The 16185-nt window shown below is 71.5% G+C and carries 15 protein-coding genes; 7 read left to right on the top strand and 8 right to left on the bottom strand.

Annotated features, from left to right (window positions below; genetic code table 11):
- Positions 1 to 88: 88 nt before the first annotated feature.
- The gene (locus ACIA8X_RS33220) at positions 89 to 1279 is read left to right on the top strand and encodes a DUF1266 domain-containing protein (RefSeq protein WP_393442300.1); all 1191 of its coding nucleotides are present in this window, start codon (positions 89 to 91) and stop codon (positions 1277 to 1279) included.
- Positions 1280 to 1444: 165 nt separating this feature from the next.
- Here ACIA8X_RS33220 and ACIA8X_RS33215 read toward each other — a convergent pair whose 3' ends face one another.
- The 5 genes from ACIA8X_RS33215 to ACIA8X_RS33195 all read right to left on the bottom strand — a co-directional run bounded on the left by ACIA8X_RS33215 (position 1445) and on the right by ACIA8X_RS33195 (position 8062).
- Positions 1445 to 4615 carry an efflux RND transporter permease subunit gene (locus ACIA8X_RS33215; protein WP_399459841.1) on the bottom strand — a complete coding sequence of 1057 codons (3171 nt, stop codon included), beginning with the start codon at positions 4613 to 4615 and terminating at the stop codon, positions 1445 to 1447.
- 191 nt (positions 4616 to 4806) lie between these two features.
- The gene (locus ACIA8X_RS33210) at positions 4807 to 5490 is read right to left on the bottom strand and encodes a response regulator (protein ID WP_393442296.1); all 684 of its coding nucleotides are present in this window, start codon (positions 5488 to 5490) and stop codon (positions 4807 to 4809) included.
- A gap of 103 nt (positions 5491 to 5593) precedes the next feature.
- Positions 5594 to 6811, bottom strand: coding sequence for a sensor histidine kinase (locus ACIA8X_RS33205; protein ID WP_393442294.1), 1218 nt, complete (start codon positions 6809 to 6811; stop codon positions 5594 to 5596).
- A 153-nt stretch (positions 6812 to 6964) separates the two neighbouring features.
- Entirely contained in the window at positions 6965 to 7243 is a 279-nt protein-coding gene (locus tag ACIA8X_RS33200; protein ID WP_393443235.1) for a hypothetical protein, read from the bottom strand.
- Positions 7244 to 7285: 42 nt separating this feature from the next.
- On the bottom strand, positions 7286 to 8062 hold the full coding sequence (locus tag ACIA8X_RS33195) for a PspA/IM30 family protein (protein WP_393443233.1): 777 nt from the start codon (positions 8060 to 8062) through the stop codon (positions 7286 to 7288).
- A gap of 361 nt (positions 8063 to 8423) precedes the next feature.
- On the opposite strand from ACIA8X_RS33195, the gene ACIA8X_RS33190 reads away from it, so the two are divergent.
- Positions 8424 to 9023 (top strand): DUF3043 domain-containing protein, encoded by a 600-nt coding sequence (locus ACIA8X_RS33190; protein WP_393442292.1) that lies wholly within the window; start codon positions 8424 to 8426, stop codon positions 9021 to 9023.
- Positions 9024 to 9106: 83 nt separating this feature from the next.
- Positions 9107 to 9808 (top strand): class I SAM-dependent methyltransferase, encoded by a 702-nt coding sequence (locus ACIA8X_RS33185; RefSeq protein WP_393442290.1) that lies wholly within the window; start codon positions 9107 to 9109, stop codon positions 9806 to 9808.
- Between the two features lie 207 nt (positions 9809 to 10015).
- Here ACIA8X_RS33185 and ACIA8X_RS33180 read toward each other — a convergent pair whose 3' ends face one another.
- A complete protein-coding gene (locus tag ACIA8X_RS33180) occupies positions 10016 to 10225 on the bottom strand; it encodes a hypothetical protein (protein ID WP_093908092.1) in 210 nt (69 codons plus the stop codon).
- A gap of 113 nt (positions 10226 to 10338) precedes the next feature.
- Between ACIA8X_RS33180 and ACIA8X_RS33175 the strand changes: the two genes are divergently transcribed.
- Positions 10339 to 11541, top strand: coding sequence for a bifunctional adenosylcobinamide kinase/adenosylcobinamide-phosphate guanylyltransferase (locus ACIA8X_RS33175; RefSeq protein ID WP_393442288.1), 1203 nt, complete (start codon positions 10339 to 10341; stop codon positions 11539 to 11541).
- Between the two features lie 4 nt (positions 11542 to 11545).
- Here the strand turns inward: ACIA8X_RS33175 and ACIA8X_RS33170 are convergent, their stop codons facing one another.
- Positions 11546 to 12448 carry a class I SAM-dependent methyltransferase gene (locus tag ACIA8X_RS33170; protein ID WP_393442286.1) on the bottom strand — a complete coding sequence of 301 codons (903 nt, stop codon included), beginning with the start codon at positions 12446 to 12448 and terminating at the stop codon, positions 11546 to 11548.
- Positions 12449 to 12662: 214 nt separating this feature from the next.
- Here ACIA8X_RS33170 and cobT point away from each other — a divergent pair, with 214 nt between their 5' ends.
- Together cobT and ACIA8X_RS33160 are read left to right on the top strand one after the other, a co-directional pair.
- Entirely contained in the window at positions 12663 to 13772 is a 1110-nt protein-coding gene (gene cobT, locus ACIA8X_RS33165) for a nicotinate-nucleotide--dimethylbenzimidazole phosphoribosyltransferase (protein ID WP_393442284.1), read from the top strand.
- A gap of 58 nt (positions 13773 to 13830) precedes the next feature.
- Entirely contained in the window at positions 13831 to 14529 is a 699-nt protein-coding gene (locus tag ACIA8X_RS33160; protein ID WP_393442282.1) for a hypothetical protein, read from the top strand.
- Here ACIA8X_RS33160 and ACIA8X_RS33155 read toward each other — a convergent pair.
- Positions 14469 to 15233, bottom strand: coding sequence for a hypothetical protein (locus ACIA8X_RS33155; RefSeq protein WP_393442280.1), 765 nt, complete (start codon positions 15231 to 15233; stop codon positions 14469 to 14471). The two genes, ACIA8X_RS33160 and ACIA8X_RS33155, sit on opposite strands and share 61 nt — an antisense overlap.
- 73 nt (positions 15234 to 15306) lie before the next feature.
- On the opposite strand from ACIA8X_RS33155, the gene ACIA8X_RS33150 reads away from it, so the two are divergent.
- Positions 15307 to 16086, top strand: coding sequence for an adenosylcobinamide-GDP ribazoletransferase (locus tag ACIA8X_RS33150; protein ID WP_393443231.1), 780 nt, complete (start codon positions 15307 to 15309; stop codon positions 16084 to 16086).
- The last annotated feature ends 99 nt before the right edge of the window (positions 16087 to 16185 follow it).

Raw genomic sequence — 16185 nt, 5'->3', positions numbered from 1 at the left:
AAAGATCGATGGGTGAACTATGTCGTTCGGTCCGCCGCCCGCAAGCTTCGGCCGTACCACCCCGCCTGCCTGGGCCCCTCCTACAGGAGTGGAACAGGCACTGTTCGAGGCCAAGTCGCGAGAGGACTGGGCGGCGTACTTCGACACGCTCGCACGCAATCGGCTGTACTTCGCGATTGACCGGGCCGAGGTCGACGGCAAGCGGCGTAACATCTGTCCCATCCTCGACGTCGACCCGCGGGTGGCCGGTGGGAGGAGATGGGCGATATACACCGAGGGCATGCTTCCGGCACCTGAGCCGCATCGCGTGTTCGACTGGAATGTCCTCGCTTGGTTCGCCGAGGTCTGGCAACCCGCCGATCCTCCGATGATCGTCGTCAATCCCGACAGTCCGTGCGAGGCGTTCCTGCCCTCCGCGCCGCCCCATTCCGCCGCCTGGGCCCAGTACACCGGGCGGACAGGCGGCCCCTCGGACAAGGCGTCATTGCGGACCCTGCGCGTGGGCGGTCCACTGCACGGCCCGGTGGCACACGGGCTGGCCTGCGGCGCCCACCTCATCGTCCACCAGGGCCTTCCCTGGAATGCCATGGCCTACCACGGCCAGGGCTATCCCGCCGAGCGTCAGATGCTGCGCAGATCGTGGGGCATCACCAGCCGCCAGGAGTGGCAGGCGCAGCAGCGCGCCCTGCTGGCCACCGACGGCGCCAACCCGGTCTGGGAGTTCGCCCTCGGGCTGCGCCGCGCCATCGCCCGCGACTTCGGCGGCTACGTCGAGACCGGCTATTGGCGCGAGGCCGCCGCACGCGTCCTGCGCCGGCGGGCGGAAGACGAGACCGTGATCACCTCTGACGGCGTCACCAGGACCGCCGCCTCCGTCCCCACAGCTGAAACCGAGACGCACATCAAGGGCGTCCAGCGTCTCATCGGCCGTATTGCCCGCTACGAGGCCCGCATGCGCGCCGACGGCATCCTCGGCGACAGTCAGTACGTCACCTCCGCCGACGCCTGGGACCTCGGCCGGGCCTCCTGCATGGCGCGCTGGGGCCTGAGCACTCGCTACGGCACCCTGCCGGAAGCCGAAGCCGCCGTCGTCGAAGCCGGGTACAGCGCGGCACGTTGCTATGAGTCCTGGCAGGACTTTTCCGCCGGCTTCATACTTGGCCGCTGCTTGCAGTTCGACAACGAGAAGTTCGGCAGTTGGTACGAGGACATGGTTACCGTTCACCGGATCCTGATGTCCGACCCCGGCAGCCCCTGGCTCAACATCCCCTTCCGGTAAGGCCAGTCGGGACGGGATCGCGACTCTCTCCCAACGGCCCCGCCCTCGTCGTCACGGCCACCTCCTGGACCGCGTTCGTGTCGCCCCTCAAGGACTGATCCAGACAACGGAAAAGCCCGCCCCAGGTCTCCTCCCGGGACGGGCTCTCCTCATGTGGTCCGAAGGTCAGACCCCCGCCGGCTCCGGCTCGTCCGAAGACGAATCCGACGCCGAAGTCGACGTCGCCTCGCCCGGCACGCCCGCCTTCTTCGCCCGCCTAGCCGCCCGCTTCTCAGCCCGCCTCTCCTTACGAAGCTCCACCATCGCGTACAGCGTAGGAACGAGGAGCAGCGTCAGCATCGTCGACGTGATCAGGCCGCCGATCACCACCACCGCCAGCGGCTGGGCGATGAAGCCGCCCTCGCCGGTGACGCCCAGGGCCATCGGAAGCAGCGCGAAGATCGTCGCCAGGGCCGTCATCAGGATCGGGCGCAGCCGGTGGCGGCCACCCTCGATCACCGCCTCCACAACGCCGTACCCCTGCTTCCGGTACTGGTTGATCAAGTCGATCAGCACGATCGCGTTCGTCACCACGATGCCGATCAGCATCAGCATGCCGATCATCGCGGGGACGCCCATCGGGGTGCCGGTCGCTATCAGGAGGCCGATCGCGCCCGTCGCCGCGAACGGGATCGAGACCAGCAGGATCAGGGGCTGGACCAGGGAGCGGAACGTCGCGACCAGCAGCATGAAGACGATCGCGATCGCCGCCAGCATCGCCAGGCCCAGGTTGGCGAACGCCTCGTCCTGGTCCTCGGAGACGCCGCCGATCGCGGCCGTGGCCCCGGCCGGGAGCGTCAGGCCGTTGATCTTGGACTGGAGGTCCGCGCTGACCGCGCCGGTGTTGTCGCCGGTCGGCTTCGCCGTGATCGTGGCGGCGCGCTGGCCGTCGATCCGGGTCATCGAGACGGGGCCGTCCACCAGCTTCACGTCCGCGATGTCACCCAGCTTCACCGGGCCCAGACGCAGGTCCTGAAGCTGCTTCAGGGTCTTCGCCGGCTTGGCCGACTTGATGACGACGTCCCGCTCGGTGTCGTCGAGGGTCGCCTGGGCCGCCGTGTTGCCACGGACCGCCTGGGCCACCGCAAGGCCGAGGGTCTGGTCGTTGAAGCCGGCCGCGGCCGCCTTGTCGTTGGCCTTGACCGAGACGCGCGGCACGCTCTGGGACAGGTCGCTGGTGACGTCGGTGACGTCGTCCAGGCCCGCCACGGCTTCCCGCACCTGCTCCGCCGCCTTGCGCAGCACCTCCCCGTCGGCCGCCTTCACGACCACGCTCAGGTCCTGGGCGCCGAAGCCGTCACCGGCCGCGATGGTCGTCGTACCGACGCCCTCCAGGCCGGCCAGGCCCTTCTCGATACGGTCCTGTACGTCCTCGTACGACGCCGAGTCCTCCAGCATGACCTGGTACGACGCCTGGTTGGTGTCGGTGCCGCCGCCGAAGGCCGCCATGAAGCCGGACGAGCCGATGGTGACCTGGTAGTCCTTGACGCCCTTGGTGTCGGCGAGCAGCCGCTCGACCTTCTTCGCCTGCTCGTCGGTCGCCGCCAGGCTGGTGCCCGGCTTCAACCCCTGCTTGACGGTGAGGACTTCCTGCTCGCCCTGGTCGAAGAAGTTCGTCTTCAGCAGCGGCGCCATGCCGAACGTGCCCACCAGCACCACGACCGCGATCGCCACGCTCGTCAGACGGCGACGCGTCGCGAACCGCAGGACAGGGACGTAGAAGCGCTGGAGCCTGCTCTTCGCCTCCTTCTCCTCGGCCTTTCGGCGGGCCTCGTCCGCGTCCTCGGGCGTGCCCTTCGGCGCGCGCAGGAACCAGTACGACAGGACCGGCACGACCGTCAGGGACACGAGCAGCGACGCCAGCAGGGCCGCCGTCACCGTCAGGCTGAACGAGCCGAACAGTTCGCCCACCATGCCGCCGACCAGGCCGATCGGCAGGAACACGGCGACCGTGGTGAGGGTGGAGGAGGTGACCGCTCCGGCGACCTCACGGACCGCCTTGAGGATGGCCTCCTCGCGCTCCTCGCCGTAGCCGAGGTGCCGCTTGATGTTCTCCAGGACCACGATCGAGTCGTCGACGACCCGGCCGATGGCGATGGTGAGCGCGCCGAGCGTCAGCATGTTCAGGGAGAGGTCCCTGGTCCACAGGACGATCAGGGCCAGCACGACGGACAGCGGAATGCTCACCGCCGTCACCAGCGTCGAGCGGATCGACGCCAGGAAGACCAGGATGATCAGGACCGCGAAGAGCAGGCCGAGCGCGCCCTCCGTCGTCAGACCGTCGATGGACTTCTTCACCGCCGGGCCCTGGTCGCTGACCACGGTGACCGTGGCGTCCGAGCCGAGGTCCTTGCGCATCTCCGGGAGCTTGTCCTCGACCGCGTCCGAGATGGCGACCGCGCTGCCGTCGCGGTCCATGGTGACCGCGATCGCGAGGGACGGCTTGCCGTCGGTGCGCGTGATGGAGTCGGCCGCCGCCTGCTCCTGCTCGACGGTGGCCACGGCACCGAGGCGGACCGGCTTCGCGGAGCCGGAGCCGGAGCCCGAAGCGCCTTCGCCACCTGTGACCATCAGGTCCTTGATCTGCTGGATCGACGTGAAGCCGCCGCCCACCTGGACCGTGCGGTTGTCGCCGTCCTCGTCGAAGGAGCCCGCCGGGACGGTGGCGCCGCCCGCCTGCAGGGCCTGGGTCAGGGCCGCCGAGGTCAGGCCCGCCTTCGCCAGCTTCGCGTCGTTGGGCGTGACGGTGACCTGGAGGTCCCGTACGCCGTCGACGGTGACCTGGCCGACGCCGTCGATGTCCTTCAGGTCCGGCACGACGGTCCGGTCCAGCTGGTCGGCCAAGGCCTGCTGGTCCTTGCCGGAGGTGACGGCGAGGACGACGGTCGGGATGTCGTCCGTGGAACCGGCGATGACCTGCGGGTCCACGTCGTCCGGCAGCTGGACGCGGGCCCGGTTGACGGCCTGCTGGACGTCGGCGACGAGCTGCTGGGTGTCGGGGCCGTAGTCGAAGGACGCCATGATCACGGCGTTGCCCTCGCTCGCGGTGGAGGTGACGCCGGTGATGCCGTCGACGGCTTCGAGGCTGTCCTCGATCGGCTCGACGACCTGCTTCTCGACCACGTCCGGCGACGCGCCCTGATACGGCGCGAGGACGGACACCATCGGCAGTTCGATGGAGGGCAGCAGCTGCTGCTTGAGCTGAGGTATCGCGATCGCGCCGAAGGCGATCGCGATGATCGACATCAGGCCTATCAGGGCACGTTGGGCGAGGCTGAATCGGGACAGCCAGGACATGTGTCAGGGTCTCTCTTCTGTGAGCGGCAGAAGCGGCAAAAGTCGCAGCGGACGCCTGTGCATGACAGAAGCGCATGAACAGATGAGCGCCCGCCCCTACACACTGAGCCATCGCGGAGCCCGGTTTCGTAGGCCGCAGGTCCCGTTCCTTATACGGCGCATACTCCGGGCGCAGTACGCCCGGCTCGGGGTCACTCCACCCTTGGACGTACCAGCCCGGACTCGTACGCGATCACCACGAGCTGGGCCCGGTCGCGGGCGCCGAGCTTGGACATGGCCCGGTTGACGTGCGTCTTCACCGTCAGCGGGCTGACCTCGAGCCGCTCGGCGATCTCGTCGTTGGAGTGCCCGCCGGCGACCTGGACCAGGACCTCGCGCTCGCGGACGGTGAGCGCGTCGAGCCGCTCGGCGCGGGCCGGGTCTCGGTCGTCGTCCGCGCCGTTGCCCTGGGCGAGGAAGCGGGCGATCAGGCCCTTGGTTGCGGCCGGGGACAGCAGGGCCTCGCCGCCGGCCGCGACACGGATGGCGCTGAGGAGTTCGTCGGGTTCGGAACCCTTGCCGAGGAAGCCCGAGGCGCCGGCGCGCAGCGACTGCACGACGTAGTCGTCGACCTCGAAGGTGGTGAGTATGACGACGCGGACGTGGGCCAGGGTCGGGTCGGCGCTGATCATGCGGGTGGCGGCGAGGCCGTCGGTGCCCGGCATCCGGATGTCCATCAGCACGACGTCCGCCCGCTCCTCCTTGGCCAGCCGCACCGCCTCCGCCCCGTCGGACGCCTCACCGACGACCTCCATGTCGGGCTCGGAGTCGACGAGCACCCTGAAGGCGCTGCGGAGGAGTGCCTGGTCGTCGGCGAGCAGGACGCGGATGGTCATGGCAGGTCCTCTGCGGGGCACGAGGTGGATGGCTTCGCCCTACGACAACTTCCGCGAGGTGCGATTGAGTTCCGCGGCCACGTCATCGAGTTCCGCGGCTTCGTCATACGGCGTCCTCCGCCGCGCGCGTACGGCCCTTGACCGGCAGGATCGCATGGACGCGGAAGCCGCCTCCGTAGCGGGGGCCGGTGGTGAGGGTGCCGCGCAGGGCGGTGACGCGCTCGCGCATGCCGAGTAGGCCGTGTCCGCCGCTGTCGGGGGTGTCGTCCTCGCCGGCGCCGTCGTCGAGGACGGTGATCTCGATGTTCGGGCCCACGCGGACCACGCTGACCTCGGCCTTGGCGTCCGGTCCCGCGTGCTTCTGCACGTTGGTGAGGGCCTCCTGGATGACGCGGTACGCGGCCAGGTCGACGGCGGCGGGGAGGGTGGTGCCCTGGTCGGCGCGGGCGACCTCGACCTGGAGGCCCGCGCTGCGGAAGGTGCCCGCGAGTTCGTCGAGGCGGACGAGGCCGGGGGCGGGTTCGGTGGGGGCCTCGGGGTCGCCGGACTGGCGGAGCAGGCCGACGGTGGCGCGGAGTTCGTTCAGCGCGGAGCGGCTGGCCTCGCGTACGTGGGCGAGGGCTTCCTTGGCCTGGTCGGGGCGCTTGTCCATGACGTGGGCGGCGACGCCGGCCTGGACGTTGACGAGGGCGATGTGGTGGGCGACGACGTCATGCAGGTCGCGGGCGATACGGAGGCGCTCCTCGGCGACGCGGCGGCGGGCCTCCTCCTCGCGGGTGCGCTCGGCCCGTTCTGCCCGCTCACGGATGGTGGCGACGACGGCGCGGCGGCTGCGGACGGCGTCGCCGGCGGTGGCGCCGATACCGGTCCAGGCGAAGATGGCGAGGTTCTCCTGGGCGTACCAGGGCAGCGGGCCGGCGAGCATGGCGGAGCCGGTCAGGACGGTCATGGTGAGCAGGCCGACGCGCCAGGTGGTGGGGCGGTCGGTGGTCGAGGCGACGGTGTAGAGGGCGATGACCGCGGACATGGCGACGGGGGCACGGGGATCGCCGGTGACGGACTCGACGAGGGAGAGGGTGCCGGTGACGGCGAGGACCGTCATGGGGGCCCGGCGGCGGAAGACGAGGGCCGCGGCGCCGAGGACGATCAGGACGAGGCTCAGCGCGTCCGGGGTGCGCAGGCCCCAGGTGACGTCGGCCTTCTCGTGCGGGTCCACGAACGATCCGGCCACCATGCAGGCGAGGACGCCGACGGCCAGCGCCGCGTCCAGCGCCATGGGATGCGCTTTCAGATGCCGACGGGCTCGTTCGAGGGTGTTCACGCTTGATTACGGTACGGCGTCCCTGCGGGGCTTGGAACGGGGGCCAACTGGAGGTTCCTCTTAAGGGGCCTCGTCCTCAAACGCCGGACGGGCTGAGATATGCGGGCCGACGTCAGGGAGTGACGGTCGGCGGAGCGAGGCAAAGCCCCCGGCTCAACCCGGGATCAGACCGTCGTCGCTCAGCAGCTCGCGAACATCCTCCAACGTCGCATCCGGCGACGGCAGGATCAGTTCCGACGGTTCCAGGGAGTCGTCGGGCAGGGGCTCGCCCAGTTCGCGGACCTTGGCGAGGAGGGCTTCGAGGGTGTGGCGGAAGCCGGGGCCGTCGCCGTTCTCCATTTCCGCCAGGAGCTCGTCGTCGAGCTTGTTCAGCTCGGGCAGGTGGCTGTCGGACAGCTTCACCTGCCCCTCGCCCATGATCCGGACGATCATGTCGCCCATCGCGCCCTCCTAGGCGTGGGCCCCGGCCGTCGGCTACTGCTTGTCGAAGCGCGGGGTGTCCTGCGGCTGCTGCTGGGACTGCGACTGGCCGTTGCCGCCCTCGATGGCCTGCTGTCCGCCGGACGACCCGCCCGCCAGCTCCGCCTTCATGCGCTGCAGTTCCAGCTCTACATCCGTACCACCGGAGAGCCGGTCCAGCTCGGCCTGGATGTCGTCCTTGTGCATGCCGGACTGGTCGTCCAGGGCGCCCGAGGCGAGGAGTTCGTCGATGGCGCCGGCGCGCGCCTGGAGCTGCGCCGTCTTGTCCTCGGCCCGCTGGATCGCCAGGCCGACGTCGCCCATCTCCTCGGAGATGCCGGAGAAGGCCTCGCCGATCCGGGTCTGGGCCTGGGCCGCGGTGTACGTGGCCTTGATCGTCTCCTTCTTGGTGCGGAAGGCGTCGACCTTCGCCTGCAGGCGCTGCGCCGCGAGGGTGAGCTTCTCCTCCTCGCCCTGCAGCGTCGCGTGCTGGGTCTCCAGGTCCGTCACCTGCTGCTGGAGGGCGGCGCGGCGCGACAGCGCCTCGCGGGCCAGGTCCTCACGGCCCAGCGCGAGCGCCTTGCGGCCCTGGTCCTCCAGCTTGGACGACTGCGACTGGAGCTGGTTGAGCTGGAGCTCCAGGCGCTTGCGGGACGTGGCCACGTCGGCCACTCCGCGGCGGACCTTCTGGAGCAGCTCCAGCTGCTTCTGGTACGAGTAATCGAGGGTCTCGCGCGGGTCCTCGGCCCGGTCAAGGGCCTTGTTCGCCTTCGCGCGGAAGATCATCCCCATACGCTTCATGACACCGCTCATGGGCTTCGCGCGCCCCCTTCTGACGGACTCCACTCCAGCACCTGCGACAGAACCCACAGTACGGGCCCTGCATCCATTACCGCACTGTTCGGGGACGGATGCGCTCATCCCCAAGGACGACTGCTGACGCTCCCGCTCCGGCGTAAGGAGTAGGTGACTCCCGGGTGGGCTCATGGGCGAACCCATGGGTGTCCAACCGGTGCCGCCCGAGTGCCTCCCCCGTGACCGCCGAACGAACCGTCTGCAACGTCCCCTCTGTCCCCCTACGACGACTGGTGTTGCCGGATCGTTCCCCACCGGGCTGGGGTCCAACCCCTGGCACCCCGTACCCTTGGGTTTTGTGTTCCGTAGCCGTGCCAAGGATGAGAAGGCCCAGGCCGCCGACAAGGCGCTGGTGACCGACTCCACTCAGACCCGTCACCCCGAGGCCCCGAAGGGCCGCCCCACGCCCAAGCGCAGTGAGGCCCAGACCCAGCGCCGCAGCGTGGCCAACACGCCGTCGACGCGCAAGGAGGCCGCCAAGCGCCAGCGCGAGGACCGCCGCGCCGCCCTGGAGAAGCAGCGCCAGGCGCTGGCCGGGGGCGACGAGCGGTACCTGCCGGCCCGTGACAAGGGTCCGGTCCGCAAGTTCGCGCGCGACTTCATCGACTCGCGCTTCAACATCGCGGAGTTCTTCCTGCCGATGGCCGTGGTCATTCTCGTGCTGAGCATGGTCCAGGTCCCGGCGCTGCAGAACATCGCGCTGCTGCTGTGGCTCATCGTGATCGTGATGATCGTGCTCGACTCGGTCGTCACCGGCGTCCGCCTGAAGAAGCGGCTGGCCGAGCGCTTCGCCGACGACAACAAGCGTGGCGCCGTCGCCTACGCGCTGATGCGCTCCCTCCAGATGCGCCGGCTCCGGCTGCCGAAGCCGCAGGTCAAGCGCGGAGAGCGACCCTGAGCGCAGCCGCATTCTCCGGGGGTGCGGCCGACGCCTGGCTGACCAGGCTGGGCGGGCTGCGTGATGTCGTACGACAGGAGCTGGTGGCCCGGCAGCTCGACGAGCAGATAGCCGGGCGGTTTCCGGTCGGGCAGCGGCTGCGGGTGCTCGACGTGGGGATGGGCCAGGGCACCCAGGCGCTGCGTCTGGCCCGCGCCGGGCACCAGGTGACCGGCGTCGAGCAGGACCCGAAGATGATCGCGGCGGCCCGTGAGGAGCTCGCCGGTGAGCCCGAGGGGATCCGTGAGCGGGTCCGTATCGTCCAGGGGGACGGGCGGGACACGGGCGTCCACTTTCTGCCGGGCAGCTTCGACGTCGTGCTGTGCCATGGCGTGCTCATGTACATCGAGGAGCCCGATCCGCTGCTGGCGGGACTGGCCCGGATGCTCGCCCCGGGCGGGTTGCTGTCGCTGCTCGTGCGCAACGGCGACGCGCTGGCCATGCGGCCGGGGCTGGCCGGGGACTGGACCGGGGCGCTGGCCGCCTTCGACACGACCGCCTATCGCAACCGGCTCGGCCTCGACGTACGGGCCGACCGGCTCGCGGAGCTGACGGCGACGCTGGCGGGCATCGCGGCGCCGCTGCACGCCTGGTACGGCGTGCGGGTGTTCACCGACACGGCGGCCGACGAGGCGGAGATCCCGGCGGACGTGGAGTCGTTGCTGGCGGTCGAGGAGCGGGCCGGGAAGACGGATCCGTATCGGAGTGTCGCCGCGCTGCTGCATCTGTGCGGAGTGCGCGGCTGAGCCCGGTGTCCGCGCGGAGTGCGCTGCTGAGCTCGTTCGGGTGAGCAGCACTGGCCGGGCCGTGCCCCCGACGCGAGACTCGAAGGTCGAGGTCGGGCAGATCGTGCCGGCCATGGGCTCACCGCTCGGGCTGTCGTCCTCGCTCGCCGAGGCGCTGAGCGGTGACGGGAGCGAGGGAGTACGGCCCTCGCTCCCGTCCCGAGGGGGTCATGCCTCGGCGTGCAGGCTCATCGGGCCGTAGATCTCCGTGGTGTCCTCGAACAGCCGCACCTGGTCCGCGCCGCCCTCCTGAAGCGCCTTCCAGTGCTCCCCGACCCAGGACTCGGCATCGCCCTGGGTGGTGAACTCCTCGGGCTGCACCGCGGGCTGGACCTCCGCCCCGTCGGCCTTCTCGAACCGCCACGTCCATGCCGCCATGTAGCCCTCCAAGGTGTCAGCACGTGCAGAACAGGAGCCGGATCGACGTCCGGCTCCTGCCCGCAGCCTAGTCGGATGCGCGAGACCTGCGCAGACAGGCGAAAATCGGCTCCGTGGAACTGACTCTGCTCGGCACCGGTGCCCCCGCGGGACTCCCCCGCCCCGACTGCTCGTGTGCGGCCTGTGCGGGCGCGCTCGGTGATGACGCGCGGGCGGCCACCGCGTTGCTCGTGGACGGGGCGTTGTTGCTCGATCTGACGCCCGGGGCGGCGTTCGCGGCGGCTCGCGCGGGGCGTTCGCTGGGGGGCGTACGGCAGGTGTTGCTGTCGCATCCGCACAACGGGCCCGCCGTCGAGGTGCCCGCGGGGCTGCCGCAGCCCGGGCGGGTGCCGGACGGGCGGGAGTTGGCGCTGCTGACGGGGCATCGGGTGCGGGCGGTGCCGATGGACTCGCCGGGCACGGGGTACGCGGTGACCGGGCCGGACGGGCAGCGGCTGCTATATCTGCCGCCGGGGGGTGCGCCGGCCGGTCTTGAGGAGGGGGCGGTCGGGATGTACGACATGGTCGTCGCCGATGTCGTGGGGCGGCCGGACGCCCTGGCCAAGCTGCGGGCGGTGGGCGCGGTCGGGCCGACGACGGATGTCATCGCCGTCCATCTGGACCATGACGTACCGCCGGGCGCGGAGTTGCGGCGGCGGCTGGCCGCGGCCGGGGCGCGGGCGGTGCCGGACGGCGCGACGCTGGTGGTGGGGGCGTACGAGGACGTGCCCGATGTGCCGCGGCGGACCCTGGTGGTGGGCGGCGCCCGGTCCGGGAAGTCGGTGGAGGCGGAGCGGCGCCTTGAGGCCTTTCCGGACGTGCTGTACGTGGCGACCGGCGGCACCCGGGGCGGGGACACCGAGTGGGCGGAGCGGGTCGCCGTGCACCGGGAGCGGCGGCCGGGGTCGTGGCGTACGGCCGAGACCTGCGACCTGGTGCCGCTGCTGGCCGAGGACGGGGCGCCGTTGCTGATCGACTGTCTGTCCCTGTGGCTGACGGATGTCATGGACTCCGTCGGAGCGTGGGACGACGCCGTGTGGGCCGACGGCGGGGAGCGGGCACTGCGGGAACGGGTGCGGGAGTTGACGGACGCGGTGCGGGCCACCCGGCGGACCGTGGTCGCCGTGTCCAACGAGGTGGGCTCGGGGATCGTGCCGGCGACGGCGTCGGGGCGCCGGTACCGGGACGAGCTGGGGCGGCTGAACGCGGCGTTCGCCGGGGAGTGCGAGCAGGTCGTGCTGGTGGTGGCGGGGCAGGCGCTGGTGCTGCGCGGCTAGGTCTTCAGGCGGGCGGCGATGCGGGTGCGGTCGGCCCTGCCGGTGCCGTCGGTCCTGACGGTGCGGTGCGTGGGGCCGGTGCGGCCGGTGCCCGCTGGGTGATCGGCTCCTTGCGGGCGACGACTCGGTACCCGTTCGACAGGGGGGTGCGGCGGAGCACGGGGGCCAGGATCAGGTCGATCATCCAGGCGGCGGCCACCAGGGGGGCGCCCAGCACCGCCAGTACCGGGCCCAGGAGGAGGTTCAGCACCAGGGCGATCGTGGCCGCGAGGTCGTAGGGGATGTGCGGGGTGCGGCGGTCCGTCGCCACGATCGTGCAGCCCAGGGACCGCAGTTCCTCGTGGAGCGTGCGCAGGGGCAGCAGATGCAGGTGTCCGTGCGGGCTCTGCGGGATCCACGCCGCGCCGAACAGCAGGGCGAACGCGCTGCGCGGGTTGGGGAGTTCGAGGACGAGGTGGCCGCCGGGGCGGAGGACCGCGAGGGCGGCGCGCAGTTCCGCGCGGGGGTCCGGGGTGTGTTCCAGGTGGCGGAGCATGCTGACGACGTCGTACCGGGTCCGCAGACGAGTCGTGATCCGAGGGTCCGTCAGCAGCCCTACGTGGGCCTCCTCGATGCGCTCGGCCACGCGCGCGTGCAGGACTCGGTGGGTCGGGTCCAGGCCGTCGAACGCGGTGTAGGGAAGGACGTCCTTCGCCGCCTCCGGAAAGCGGGCGTCCCCCGTCCCCACGTCCAGCCAGCTCTCCGGCTCGGCGAAGGGAAGCACAGCACGGGCCGCGGCTCTCAGATGGCGGGGCGAGGCCTGCCGTACGAGTCTCAGGAACCGGGGTGCGTAGGTGTGGTCCCGGCATGCGGCGAGGGTGAACGCGCAGCCTGCGCGGCGTCGTTCGGAGGATGCGGTCGCGGTCATGGCGGCTCCCGGGCGCTAGAGCGTACGGCGTACGGCGGGGGGCGTACGGCGGAATGGTGCTGCGAGCATGCCCCGACAATCCACTGCAAAACGGAACGTATGGGATGGCGATCTTGGGTGCAACGACGTCGGGCGGATGTGGCGGTGACGTGGCGGGGCCCCTGGTGGCCATGTGGCGCCGTTCTGTTCGACCGGTGCCGGTACTGTTCGGCGAATGAGCTCGCTTAATCTCGACGACTTCACTGATCTGATCGAGCGCCCCGACGGTGGGGTACGCCGTGACGCCGAGGCGCGCCGTGAGCGTCAGATCGTGCCGCCCGGGGCGCTGGGCCGCCTCGACGAACTGGGTGAGTGGCTGTCGGCGGCGCAGTCGGCCGTACCGGTGCGGCCGATCGATCAGCCGCGGGTCGTCCTGTTCGCCGGCGACCACGGCGTCGCCGAGCTGGGCGTCTCGGCGCGACCGGCGGGCGGCGCCGGGGAGTTGGTGCGGGAGATCCTGGAGGGCGGCCGGCCCGTGTCCGTGCTCGCGCGGCGGCTCGGGGTTCCCGTGCGGGTCGTCGACATGGCGCTGGACTGCGACCCCGAGTCGCTGCCGGAGGCGGTCGTACGGCATCGGGTGCGGCGGGGCAGCGGCCGTATCGACGTCGAGGACGCGGTCACCCTGGAGGAGGCGGAGGCCGCCTTCCGGGCCGGGGTGGCGGTGGCCGACGAGGAGGCCGACTCCGGTACGGATCTGGTGGTGCTCGGCGATGTGAGCGTCGGCGGGACGACCGCGGCCGGGGTGCTGGTCGCGGCGCTGTGCGGGACCGACGCCTCCGTGGTCACCGGGCGGGGTGGCCTCGCCATCGACGACCTCGCGTGGATGCGCAAGTGCGCGGCGATCCGGGACGCGCTGCGCCGGGCCCGGCCCGTGCTCGGGGACCAGCTCCAGCTGCTCGCGACGGTGGGCGGGGCCGACCTCGCGGCGATCACCGGGTTCCTGCTGCAGAGCGCGGTGCGGAAGATGCCCGTCGTACTGGACGGCGTCGTGGTCGCCGCCTGTGCGCTGGTGGGGCAGCGGATCGCGTTCCGGGCGCCGGACTGGTGGCTGGCCGCGCACAACAGCGGGGAGCCGGGCCAGGCGAAGGCGCTGGACCGCATGGCCCTGGAACCCCTGCTCGACCAGGGCGTGAAGGTCGGCGAGGGGGCCGGGGGCCTGCTGGCCCTGCCGATGGTCCAGGCCGCGGCGGCGCTGGCGGCGGAGCTGCCGGAGAAGCCGAAGGAGTCGGAGGCGTCGGAGCCGACGGGGGACGACGAGCCGGTGGAGCAGTCGGAGACCGAGTAGATCGGGGACCGACTGGAGGTGACGAGCAGTCCCTCCCCCCTGTGCACATAATCCCCATATGAGCACCCTCGCCCGCTTGGCCCGCGCCGAGTGGGGGTCGCTGTACCTCGCCGTGCGGGGTGCGTTGGGGGCGCGGCGGTGGTGGGCCGTTCCGATGACCCTCGGGGCCGTGTGTCTGACCGGGGTCATGCAGGTCGTGCAGAACCAGTCCTGGGGGTATCGGGTCGTCCAGAACCTCGGGGGCGTCCGGGCCGAGGATCCGCTCTGGCTGGCGCTCCTGCGGACGCCGTTGTCGCTGTTCGTGCCCGCCCTCGACCTGCCGGTGTGGGGTGCGCTCGCGCAGATGCTGATCGTGTTCGGGATCGCCGAGCTGTGTCTGGGGTGGTGGCGGACCCTCGTCGTCGCGTACGTCGCCACCCTCGCCGGCACCCTGTACGCGCGCGTGGGCATCGCGCTCGGCCCGGACCACCCGATCGGGCTGCCCGCCTCGGACGCACGGGTCGTGGACACGGGACCGTCGGCCGCCGTGGTGGGGCTGGCGGTGTTCCTCGGGTGGCGGTACGGCGCGTATGTCACGGCGGGTGTGGTGATCGCGGCGATGGTGGTCGAGGTGGCGCTGAAGGAGAACCTCGCCGGGAAGGAGCACCTGGCGGCGATCGTGGCGGTGCTGGCGCTGTGCGCGGTGGCGGCGGTGCGTCAGCGGCGTTCGAGGGCGCGGGCCGGGTCGACGTCGGGCGCGCCGCCGATCCAGTCCTGAAGTTTGCGGCTGGGCCCCGCCCAGCGCTTGTCGTGGTGGTAGGCGCGCAGCTGGGCCTTGGCCCGGGCACGCGGGCGGCGGCGGTAGAAGCGTTTCGCCCAGGGGGAGGCGGGACGGGCCAGGCGGACGGCGCCGAACAGGGCGATGAAGGGGATGACCACCCCGAAGATCGCTATCCGGGCCTTGCCCTTGGCGAGGGCGATCAGGGCGACGAGGAAGTTCCCGAAGATCGTACTGAGCACCGTCCCGCGGCTCTGCAGCTCGTCGTCGTTGAGGTCGTTGACCCCGAAGGGCGCGTAGCCGAGGAGGAACAGGCCGACCACGGCGGCGGTGAGCACGACCACCTCGACGCTCTTGCGGCCCGCCTCGCTCCAGTAGACGTCGTCCAGATGCAGGATCAGGGCGAACTCGTCCAACACCAGTCCCGCGCCGATCCCGAAGACCACCGCGGCCGCGGCCGAGCCGAAGCCGTGCTGCCCGCCGGCCACCGCGCAGAACCCGCCGATGACCGTGAGGACGACGCCGGGGACGACATGGTGGATGTGGACGGCGCCGGTCTCGATGTTGCGGAAGGGTCCCTTTCCCGCGCGGATGAGGCGGGTGATGACGCGGGTGACGAGGAAGGTGACCACGAAGGCGGTCAGGGCCAGGAGCAGCGGGAGCTTTCCCGGTTCGATGATGTTGCGCTGCCACCAGTCACCCATGGTTTCAGTGTGTCCGGGACGGGGACGGCCTGCCCGGCGGGAACTTCGTCCGGGCTAGTCTGCGGACGTGTCCATGACCCCGCCCCCGCTCCACGGTCTCCGCTTCGCCTTCGGCACCCTCAGTGTGCTGCCCGTCAAGGTGAGCCGCTGGGACCGGGAGACGGCGCGCGGCGGGATGCTGTGCGCCCCGCTCGTCGGGGTGGTCCTCGGCTGTGGTGCCGCCCTCGTCGCGCTCCTGCTCCTCTTCCTCGGCGCCGGTCCCCTCCTCGCCGCCGTCGCGGGCGCCGCCGTCCCCGCCGTACTGACCCGGGGGCTGCATCTCGACGGGCTCGCCGACACCGCGGACGGGCTCGGCAGCGGCAAGCCCGCCGAGGACGCGCTGCGGATCATGAAGCAGTCGGACATCGGGCCGTTCGGCGTGATCACGCTCGTGTTCGTGCTGCTCGCGCAGGTGGCAGCCCTCGCCCGGCTCTACGACGACTCGTGGGCCCGGGGCGCCCTCGCCACCGTCGTCTCGGCCGTCGCCGCCCGCCTCGCCCTCACCCTCGCCGCGCGCACCGGCGTGCCCGCCGCGCGGCCGGAGGGGCTGGGTGCCGCGGTGGCCGGGGTCGTCCCGGTACGGGGTGCGGCGGCCGTCGCCCTGGCCGTGACCGGCGTCGCCGCCACGGCGGGCGCGCTGCTCGGGACGGACGACATCGCCCGCACCGCCCTCGCGGTCCTCGCCGCACTCGCCGCCGCCGAACTCCTCCTGCGCCATTGCACCCGCCGCTTCGGCGGCATCACCGGCGACGTCTTCGGCGGCCTCGCGGAGACGGCGGCGACGACCGCGCTCGTGGTCCTGTCACTGGGCTGACGCCCCCGCGTCTCCGCCGGTCGGCGCCGGCGCGTGCGGCAACGTGCCCCATTGGATGATCACAGCGCCCCTCCCCCAGCACCGCACCCGCCGCCTCGG

This window comes from Streptomyces sp. NPDC051738 (assembly GCF_044453205.1).
GTDB lineage: Bacteria > Actinomycetota > Actinomycetes > Streptomycetales > Streptomycetaceae > Streptomyces.
This window is presented reverse-complemented; position numbering and strand designations above follow the sequence as displayed.

Coding starts and splice junctions, on each gene's coding strand:
- ACIA8X_RS33215 (WP_399459841.1), bottom strand. CDS start 4,615: ATGTCCTGGCTGTCCCGATTCAGCCTCGCCCAACGTGCCCTGATAGGC.
- cobT (WP_393442284.1), top strand. CDS start 12,663: ATGAGCTCGCTTAATCTCGACGACTTCACTGATCTGATCGAGCGCCCC.
- ACIA8X_RS33160 (WP_393442282.1), top strand. CDS start 13,831: ATGAGCACCCTCGCCCGCTTGGCCCGCGCCGAGTGGGGGTCGCTGTAC.
- ACIA8X_RS33150 (WP_393443231.1), top strand. CDS start 15,307: ATGACCCCGCCCCCGCTCCACGGTCTCCGCTTCGCCTTCGGCACCCTC.
- ACIA8X_RS33210 (WP_393442296.1), bottom strand. CDS start 5,490: ATGACCATCCGCGTCCTGCTCGCCGACGACCAGGCACTCCTCCGCAGC.
- ACIA8X_RS33155 (WP_393442280.1), bottom strand. CDS start 15,233: ATGGGTGACTGGTGGCAGCGCAACATCATCGAACCGGGAAAGCTCCCG.
- ACIA8X_RS33195 (WP_393443233.1), bottom strand. CDS start 8,062: ATGGGGATGATCTTCCGCGCGAAGGCGAACAAGGCCCTTGACCGGGCC.
- ACIA8X_RS33200 (WP_393443235.1), bottom strand. CDS start 7,243: ATGATCGTCCGGATCATGGGCGAGGGGCAGGTGAAGCTGTCCGACAGC.
- ACIA8X_RS33170 (WP_393442286.1), bottom strand. CDS start 12,448: ATGACCGCGACCGCATCCTCCGAACGACGCCGCGCAGGCTGCGCGTTC.
- ACIA8X_RS33180 (WP_093908092.1), bottom strand. CDS start 10,225: ATGGCGGCATGGACGTGGCGGTTCGAGAAGGCCGACGGGGCGGAGGTC.